The organism is Photobacterium sp. BZF1 (genome assembly GCF_014349205.1).
Lineage (GTDB): Bacteria > Pseudomonadota > Gammaproteobacteria > Enterobacterales > Vibrionaceae > Photobacterium.
Window position 1 is genome coordinate 66,658 of sequence record NZ_JACSOF010000005.1, and the last position, 7,970, is coordinate 74,627.

A 7,970-nucleotide genomic window follows, 5' to 3' on the forward strand; every position below is an offset into this window, starting at 1 on the left:
TTGGCGCTAATTTCTATTTCCTCGGTGATGAAGTTGAATTTCTTGCTAATGTAACAGGCAAGTTTGTGCTTCATCATATCGTCGTATTTCGCTCATTATTTTGCCGTAAAAGTGAAACGGTTCGGTCATCTGGCTGTTTCATAATTTTCATTCACTGGTTGAATGAATAAACAGGTAAAAACATGGAAGTGACAAGTCCTTTCCGTCTTCCTCGAAAGACGCCATTCGGTGTTGGGGAACATGTTACTGAGTGGGCGACAGGGTTAAAAAAGCTGGATAATTTTTATGCTGCTCGCCCAATAGGTGGCGATGTGACTGTTTTTCTCCGTTATGCCTTGGATACGTTAGGCATTCAATATTCGATTAAGCAGGGTTCCCTCGCTCAAGTGCCCGCGATTGGTGCAACGGTTGTAGTGGCTAACCATCCACTCGGTTGTGTTGAAGGGGTTATCTTGGCAGCGTTACTACGCTCAGTTCGCAAAGACATCAAGATACTTGCTAATCATTACTTGAAAACCGTCCCAGAGTTGGATGAGTTGTTCATTGGGGTTGATGTGTTTGAGGGACCTCAAGCCGTTAAGGCCAATGTGAAAGCGTTAAGGGAAGCGAACAAACATCTCGCTAACGGTGGGTTACTATTGATCTTTCCGGCAGGAGAAGTGTCGGCATATGATCATAAAACGCGAAGTATTACCGATAAAGACTGGAGCCACTCTGTTAGCCGGTTAATCAGTAAAAACAAGGCGACGACAGTACCCGTGTATATTGATGGCAAGAACAGCCGAAAGTTTTATATGGCAGGCCGGATCCATCCCTTGCTAAGAACACTGATGTTAGGGCGTGAGTTGCTCAATAAGCGTGATAGACAAATTAACCTAGCCATTGGTGAAGCAATAAGCTTCAAGGAAATCAAAGGGTTTGAAGATCATAAACAGCTGGTCAATTATCTGCGACTGAATACCTATTTGTTAGGGAGCCAGCTGAGGAGTGCCCAGAAACCGATATTGGCTAACTCTCTGGATGACGCTGAACCCATTGCATCTTCTGTAGATCCGGAAAAACTATCGAATGAGATTAGCCAGTTGGATGAAAGTGAGCATTTACTTTCGTCTGGGCAGTTTGATGTCTATTGTACGAAAGCTGCTCGTATTCCCTCATTGATGGCTGAGTTAGGCCGGATCCGGGAGGTGAATTTCCGTGCGGTTGGAGAAGGTACCGGCAAAGCCACTGACATTGATGAGTTTGACCAATACTACCACCACCTGTTTGTTTGGGATCGCGAAAACCAATGTTTGGTTGGTGCTTATCGTCTTGGCTTGGTGGATGAAATATTAGCAGAGCAGGGAGTGAGTGGGCTGTATTCTCGGACTCTGTTTAATTACGATGAGCGCTTTATTCGCCAACAAGGAAAAGCAATAGAGCTCGGTCGCTCGGTTATTGCGGCTGAGTATCAAAAGAGTTTAAGTGCCTTACTGCTGTTATGGAAAGGCATTGCGACGTTTGTCTCTCGCCACTCTGGCTACACACATTTGTTTGGGCCTGTTAGCATCAGCAATGATTACAGCCCTGAAGCCCGGTATCTTCTCGCTGAGAGTATGGCCGTGCACCATTATGATAGCCAAAGTGCCGAGTTAGTTTCGCCGAGTAACCCATTGGTCTCCAAAGAGCCTTCATTTTGGCAAAGAGAGATGCTTTCGTCGTTGGCGGATATTCAACTGCTCTCTAAGGTAATTTCTCGTCTGGAAGGGGGTAAAGGCGTACCTGTATTACTTAGGCAATACCTCGGTTTGAATGGCAAATTAGTGTGTTTTAATGTTGATGCCGATTTCAATGACGCCCTTGATGGGTTGATCGTGGTGGATTTACGAGATGTGGCTGTCAAAACCTTAGGGAAGTATATGGGTAAGCCAGAAGCAAAAGCATATCTGGCTCAGTTTGATGTTAGTTCATAGGTTGCTAGATGGAGGGAAGCGAGTGCTTCCCTCTAAGTTTTGACAAAGCGCTGCCGTTAGTCGTCTTCATTTTCTTTGATATGGCTAAGCTGCCAGAGTTTTTCAGCTTGGGTGCCAATCAGCCAGAAACTAAGGGCTAGCAAGGCAAAGAATACTGTCTTGTGCATTGCATCCCAGAAGTACTCAAAGTAACGGGTGTAGAGGTTTATCAGCAGGAAGGTGATACCAAAACTGCGCGTCAGTTTGTCAGCATGTTTGATCCCGTGGTAGAGCAAGCCCAAACACACTAATCCGGATAGAAGCGCCCAAGGTAAAAATGAGACTTGTGACACCTTCGACCAGGTTGCAGCATTAGTATGGTTGCCAAACAGGGAGACCAACCAAAGCGCAAACAGTAAATAAAACAATCCGATGAAACGGGTTGGCTCTTGCAGGTAGGCAAACCGGTTAGTTGCAACGGGTGTACCTGCTGCTATATCTGCTTTATTTTTGGCAAAAAACCACGCGGTTGCCAAGACAATCAAGCCAATGATCACTAATCGCCAAGCCATGTTAAGGCCCATGAAGTAGTCTGAAGGTTCAGCAAAATAACTCGTTTGCTCCAGCCCCCATGCTGCGAAGCTCAGCAGTGCGAAAATCCAAATCAGCATACTGGAGAGTCGGAAACCAATAACACCGTAGATGAGTGTTAAAACGAGCAAGAAGAAAGCAATATGGGTGTCAGCAAACAGTGCTGTCTCCCTTAGGAAGCCAATAGATACCGCTGTCCATAGAACGCCAAAGAAATACATGGCTTCATTGCTGAAATATTTTTCGGGGTAACGACGTCGACGCTTCACGCCAAAAGCGAAGGAGGCGATAGCTAACCCAGCACTTACGACCGATAAAATACTGGCTGGCGTATCAATGAGGTTTGCCAGCAATGCCATAAGATAGTCGTCTGCCAATAACACGCCAATAGAAATGACAAAGCAGGTAATGGCGATCCAAAAAGAATAGACAGCCAGCAATTTCCAATCAAAACCAACGACCTCATAGCTATTGCGTAAGGATTCTGCGGTATCGGCATTGATCCGTTTATCTTTTTCCCATTGGGAAATGGCCTCGCTGAGGGTTTTGGCTTGTCGTTTGTTTATTTTCATAACGAAACACAACTTGGTTCTGTGAACCGGTCCTTGGAAAATAAAGCGCAGCCAAACGGCTGCGCATGAAAGTAATGGGATGTGCCGGATTTACTGGCTATCTTCCGTGGCAATTTCTTCAGGAGTGAAGGTCAAAATGTGCTGCTCTGAAGTTAAGGTTAAGATATTGTTTTCTAAAGCAGCATTGTTCCACTCTTGAAGAGACTGAGTCATGACGGCTTCAACGGTTGCCTGATCATCTTGGATACAAGCCATTTTAGTTGAGCCCATGCCAGTGAGGCGGATCCGATTGCTGTCCGCTAATTCAATTTGGCCGAAGAATCGGTTACAGCCACCAAATCCTGAGACTTTTAAGTCAGCATCAACGGCCATGCCTGGGACAATTCGAGGTTCCGTAATGGTGATCTCTTTACCGTCGACCTTAGTTAATACCCAACTTTGTTGTAGGTTTTTGGCTGAAAAGCCTTGTTCTAGTTCAGCATCACAGCCTGTGAGTAGAAAGAACAGGGGAGCCAAAATAAGTAGCCACTTTTTCATATACATTACCTCAGAGGTTTGCCGTGTAAGGGCTTAAGTCAACGATAGCCTGATCAATAGTTGTTTTGAATAATAGTAGCACTACCAACCAGTTATCTAGAAACATCAATAGTGACCACGGCCAAAAAAGTTAACTTCCCCTTGCTTGTAGTGGAAGCCACTTTGTTTATCCTGATCAAACTTTTGCAATGCCCGCTGGGCATCACAATAACTGCCATGATCGGCGAACGCTTCGCGACTGGCATCTATGGCCCTTTCTGCCGTACGGCGAGTTTCAGGCGTTGCCTGACTATCACTAAACAGAATTTGCTGTTGGCTGAGTAAGGTTTCCATTTTCTTCAAGCATATTTGCTCGTTGTCTGGCAATGCATTGCTCGCTGTTACTCGCAATGGGAACAAAACAGAAACCAGAAGGAGTACTCTTACTGCAGTCATCTTAGTGCGCCATTTTAGATAGGGTGAATTATAATACACTGTTCAATAAAAACAAGCTTGCGTTTATGGTGTTGTTTTTATGTGGTTTTTATAGCAGAGGAAGCTTCTCTAGGCAATGGCGGCATAGACAGGTACCAGACGGAATACCGGAGGTATCACGTTTGGTTAATTCAAAACACCAACAAGTCTCTTTGCCTGCACTGATCTCACAATACGCCGGTTGACCACATTGGCTGCAAGTGTGTGTGGAGTGTTGTCCTTGGATCTGTTGGATTTTTTGATCTTGTTCAGAATCACTCATGGTACGCCACGCCGTTAGTTCAGACATTGTTCGGTGGCATCCACTACAGATACCTTCATTGTTTTTACATTTTGCTACGCAAGGGGTTTTCACTGCTGATATTACTATGATTGAGTATTTGAAGCGCACAACATAGCATATACCCAAGTGACTGCAAGTTGCTGATCAGTAAGTTGACCGTATATTAACGTGTTATTGCCCCAGTACCTCAAGAGGTACCGGGACAAGAGACTAGATTAATGGTTACTGTCTCGCTTTCTCCAAATCGTCATTTCAGAAACTGAATGCTGGAACTTGCGTTTGGTTTCCCTGATGACGAACGGAATTTCTTTGACTGCGATGAGTTCAAAGTGGGAAATAAGGGTCTCGGTCAGTCCGTCTAAGGTTGTGAAGTTTTCACCATTGACTTTAATCCCTCCAAGCCAGTTTTCTTTATTGGTGTATTCCTCCAGCCAGGTGTAGGGTGAGGCGATAACGAGGTATCCGCCAGGATTGAGCCGCTGGTGGATGCTGTTCAGAAATTGCTTGGGGTTGCCGAGGCGGTCAATCAGGTTTGATGCATATATTAAGTCATAGTGACTAAATTGAGGTTTTAGGTTGCAAGCATCCCCTTGGACAAAATTGATTTTGTCAGTGAGCTGCTGATAACCCAGCTCAGCCAAGGTCACACACTTAAACTCGACCAAATCGCCTTCTGTCCTGATGGTGTAACGTTTTTCTCCCTGTTCGGTAAGCGAATAGGCTTGTTGAATGAAGCGTGCAGAAAAGTCGATACCATCGACATGATCAAATACTTTGGCTAGTTCGAAAGAAGCCCGCCCGACTGAGCAGCCAATATCCAGCGCACGATGGTGATGAGTTAGTTGAATTTCTTGCAAGCAGGCTTTTACACCATGGGTACAGAAGTTGGGGATAGAAAAATACTCGTTGCCGTAGTGGAATTCTAAGTATTGAGAAATGAGCTCATCGGTCTCGTAGACATTTAAGTTAGCCATAGTTTCAGGGGCTTGCTGGGATTCAACATACCTAAACCCTGCATGTTGATAGAAATGGCGCCGGAAGGCATAGCGCGAGGCCTTAATAGATTCATTGCCGGTTGAGATCCAAGACCCGCCTTTTATCAGGTTGTGCTTGCCATCAAATGTTGGGGTTGAGAAGTCATCATAGAGTGGATGAACCCTAAACCCTTGAAAGCCGTCAATACTGGTTTCAGTCCATTGCCAAACGTTGCCGATGATGTCACAGAAGCCTTCATGCTCAAACCGGTCGATTGGGCAGGATGAGGCATAATAGCCAAGCTCGATATTGCCGGGGGCTTCATCCCATTGTGGTGAGTCAGAGTCGATATTCTGCCTGAGCAAATACCATTCAGCTTCTGTAAGCAACCGGATAGAGAGCTGCTCCTGTTCCGCTTTCCAATTACAAAATGCTTTTGCCTCTAGCTGGTTAACCTCGACAGGCCAATTAAGGGGTAAAGGCGTTTCAGCGGTGAGGTTGCGCTGAAACCAATTTCCGTCCCTTTTTCGCCAGAACCGGGGCATCGTTGCTTGGGTATAAGCGAGCCATGCTTTGCCTTCATCATCCCAATAGCGTAGATGGCGATAACCATCCGCTTTGACAAAAGCAAGGTACTCTTGGTTTGAAACTAGATACTTTGACGCTTTGAAGCCAGCGACTTGATACGATTGGCTGCCATATTCGTTGTCCCAGCCATAGGTGTTTTCTTCTTCAGTTTTACCGAGTGTTACATGCCCCCCGGAGACACTTAGCAGTCGATTTTCTGGGGCGGAATGCATGTCTGGGCATGAAGGCCATAGTGGTGATGGAGTTACATCACTAAGAGGCAACTGGCGAATGATGACTGAAGATGTTTCAAGATGGATTCTCTCGTGTTCAATCCCCATCAGAATGACCCAGGCTGGGTCGTTGTCACTAACTGGAAGGGTGAGTGGTAGTTCATCAATGACTTGATTGACCAAATCCTTCACATCATTTCGGTATTGTTGAACCTCGGCAACAGATGGCCATTGATAATGGGTTTCATCGAGATCATCCCAGGACATTTCATCAACCCCGATAGCAAACATGGATTCAAAATGAGGGTTGATGCGCTGGTCGATGTATTTTCCTAGTTTGAGTTTGTTGATGTAGAAGGTGGCAGTATGGCCGAAGTAAAAAATTAACGGGTGGCGTAAGGGTTCGGCTTTGACAAAATAAGCATTGTCATTATTAACCACACTAAAAAGGGATTCATAGAGCTCCCAAGTGTGATTAAAAGCGAGTTTGAGTTCATGGCGTTTGTGTTCGATATCATCGCCAGTAAGTGCAATGGTACGAGTCGCAAATGTTGGAACCTTATCCATTGAATTGCTTTCCTTTTCAGTTATTTTCGACAACCTGAAACTTAAAGATAGACAAAGGGAGCATCAGTCATCAAATTAAAAATAAAGCTATGTAATTTATTGTCTTATTGAGAAATATTGGTTTTATTTTAACGACATAAAAGTGCAAGAAAGTTTGCCATAATTATTAAGGGGCACATTTCTATGCTGAGTAAATGGAAGAATAAATGGGACAGATTTCTTCAATAAAATGGCAGGTACCGACTTGGACCTTGGTAGCAGTAGGTTTGTTACTCAATATTGTTTCGGCCTTGATTACTAACTTCTATATCGATGACTTAACCCGACAGTCTAATGACATCAATCAGCGTCAACAAAGCAATGAAAAGCTGATTCAGCTAATTTGGCAGCAAGTTGAGACCGTAGAGCGAAAGCGAGAGCACACTCTGGTGATATTGAATGCAGCCGAGATGATGCAGTCAGCTCTGCCTGAAGAGATCGCAGCGCAATTACAACACGATATTGGTTATTGGCTACCGGATACCCCGTTAGATCTCAATATTGAGAAAGTGCCAGCACTCATGGAAGCTTTAGATGGGGTTCAAGCTAGCCAGCGAGAAAAAATTAATGACCTGTATTTGGAGAACCAAGTCTTCATTGATGAAAACGCCGAGAAAATGAAAGCCATTTCGCGGCTTAGAAACCTAGCACTGTTCCTCCAAGTTTTGGGGCTAGCTTTTGTATTGGCAAGGGATCTCAATTGGAAAGAAGACCGGGCCCGCTAGGAGGGAGTATGAATTTTTGGGCGGTAGGTCACAAAAGCAAAAGCCCTCCGAAGAGGGCTTTTGCATGTCAGGCGTTCATCAACTATTTGTTAGTAGAGTGGAAAGCGAAGCGTGATGATTGTTTACCACCCTCAGTAGTTGCTTTGTATTTGATTGAGCGAGAGTTTTCTAGTGTCAATGGAATGAAAACTCGACCGTTTGCGTCAGTTTTGTAGCTTTGACGTTGTTGAGGTACGTTGGCAACAGAAACGGTAGCGTTAGCAGCTGGCTGACCATTTTCAGTTACGGTTACCCATGCACCGTTGTGGGTGTCTGCCACACGGATATCAGCAAAGGCTGAAGAAGACATTACGAGCACAGCGGTTGCAGTTAGTACTTTCAAGCTAGACATAATCTTCACCTCGTTATCTATGGCTTCGGCCATATTGTTGTTTGTGTACTTATGTTTGTGACTAAGTTCACGTTCAACCTATAAG

At 44.9% G+C, this 7,970-nt stretch carries 8 protein-coding genes; 2 read left to right on the top strand and 6 right to left on the bottom strand.

Features of this window, described 5'->3' with window-relative positions; all coding sequences use genetic code 11:
* The first annotated feature begins 182 nt into the window (after nt 1-182).
* Entirely contained in the window at nt 183-1,952 is a 1,770-nt protein-coding gene (locus BIZ37_RS02005) for a lysophospholipid acyltransferase family protein (RefSeq protein ID WP_187460083.1), read from the top strand.
* 56 nt (nt 1,953-2,008) lie between these two features.
* Here the strand turns inward: BIZ37_RS02005 and BIZ37_RS02010 are convergent, their stop codons facing one another.
* The 5 genes from BIZ37_RS02010 to ovoA form a co-directional block, all read right to left on the bottom strand.
* On the bottom strand, nt 2,009-3,094 hold the full coding sequence (locus BIZ37_RS02010) for a hypothetical protein (protein WP_187460084.1): 1,086 nt from the start codon (nt 3,092-3,094) through the stop codon (nt 2,009-2,011).
* 90 nt (nt 3,095-3,184) lie between these two features.
* On the bottom strand, nt 3,185-3,631 hold the full coding sequence (locus BIZ37_RS02015; RefSeq protein WP_107299897.1) for an META domain-containing protein: 447 nt from the start codon (nt 3,629-3,631) through the stop codon (nt 3,185-3,187).
* A gap of 105 nt (nt 3,632-3,736) precedes the next feature.
* Nucleotides 3,737-4,066, bottom strand: coding sequence for a hypothetical protein (locus BIZ37_RS02020; protein ID WP_187460085.1), 330 nt, complete (start codon nt 4,064-4,066; stop codon nt 3,737-3,739).
* A gap of 88 nt (nt 4,067-4,154) precedes the next feature.
* Entirely contained in the window at nt 4,155-4,460 is a 306-nt protein-coding gene (locus BIZ37_RS02025) for a DUF1289 domain-containing protein (RefSeq protein ID WP_187460086.1), read from the bottom strand.
* Nucleotides 4,461-4,603: 143 nt separating this feature from the next.
* A complete protein-coding gene (gene ovoA / locus BIZ37_RS02030) occupies nt 4,604-6,730 on the bottom strand; it encodes a 5-histidylcysteine sulfoxide synthase (RefSeq protein WP_187460087.1) in 2,127 nt (708 codons plus the stop codon).
* Between the two features lie 206 nt (nt 6,731-6,936).
* Here ovoA and BIZ37_RS02035 point away from each other — a divergent pair, with 206 nt between their 5' ends.
* The gene (locus BIZ37_RS02035) at nt 6,937-7,494 is read left to right on the top strand and encodes a hypothetical protein (protein ID WP_187460088.1); all 558 of its coding nucleotides are present in this window, start codon (nt 6,937-6,939) and stop codon (nt 7,492-7,494) included.
* A gap of 82 nt (nt 7,495-7,576) precedes the next feature.
* Here the strand turns inward: BIZ37_RS02035 and BIZ37_RS02040 are convergent, their stop codons facing one another.
* On the bottom strand, nt 7,577-7,885 hold the full coding sequence (locus tag BIZ37_RS02040) for a hypothetical protein (protein WP_107299956.1): 309 nt from the start codon (nt 7,883-7,885) through the stop codon (nt 7,577-7,579).
* Nucleotides 7,886-7,970: the final 85 nt, after the last annotated feature.

Bases quoted from the DNA above. Each gene is read 5' to 3' on its own strand.
- BIZ37_RS02020 (WP_187460085.1), bottom strand. From the start codon at position 4,066: ATGACTGCAGTAAGAGTACTCCTTCTGGTTTCTGTTTTGTTCCCATTG.
- BIZ37_RS02040 (WP_107299956.1), bottom strand. From the start codon at position 7,885: ATGTCTAGCTTGAAAGTACTAACTGCAACCGCTGTGCTCGTAATGTCT.
- BIZ37_RS02015 (WP_107299897.1), bottom strand. From the start codon at position 3,631: ATGAAAAAGTGGCTACTTATTTTGGCTCCCCTGTTCTTTCTACTCACA.
- BIZ37_RS02035 (WP_187460088.1), top strand. From the start codon at position 6,937: ATGGGACAGATTTCTTCAATAAAATGGCAGGTACCGACTTGGACCTTG.
- BIZ37_RS02005 (WP_187460083.1), top strand. From the start codon at position 183: ATGGAAGTGACAAGTCCTTTCCGTCTTCCTCGAAAGACGCCATTCGGT.
- ovoA (WP_187460087.1), bottom strand. From the start codon at position 6,730: ATGGATAAGGTTCCAACATTTGCGACTCGTACCATTGCACTTACTGGC.
- BIZ37_RS02010 (WP_187460084.1), bottom strand. From the start codon at position 3,094: ATGAAAATAAACAAACGACAAGCCAAAACCCTCAGCGAGGCCATTTCC.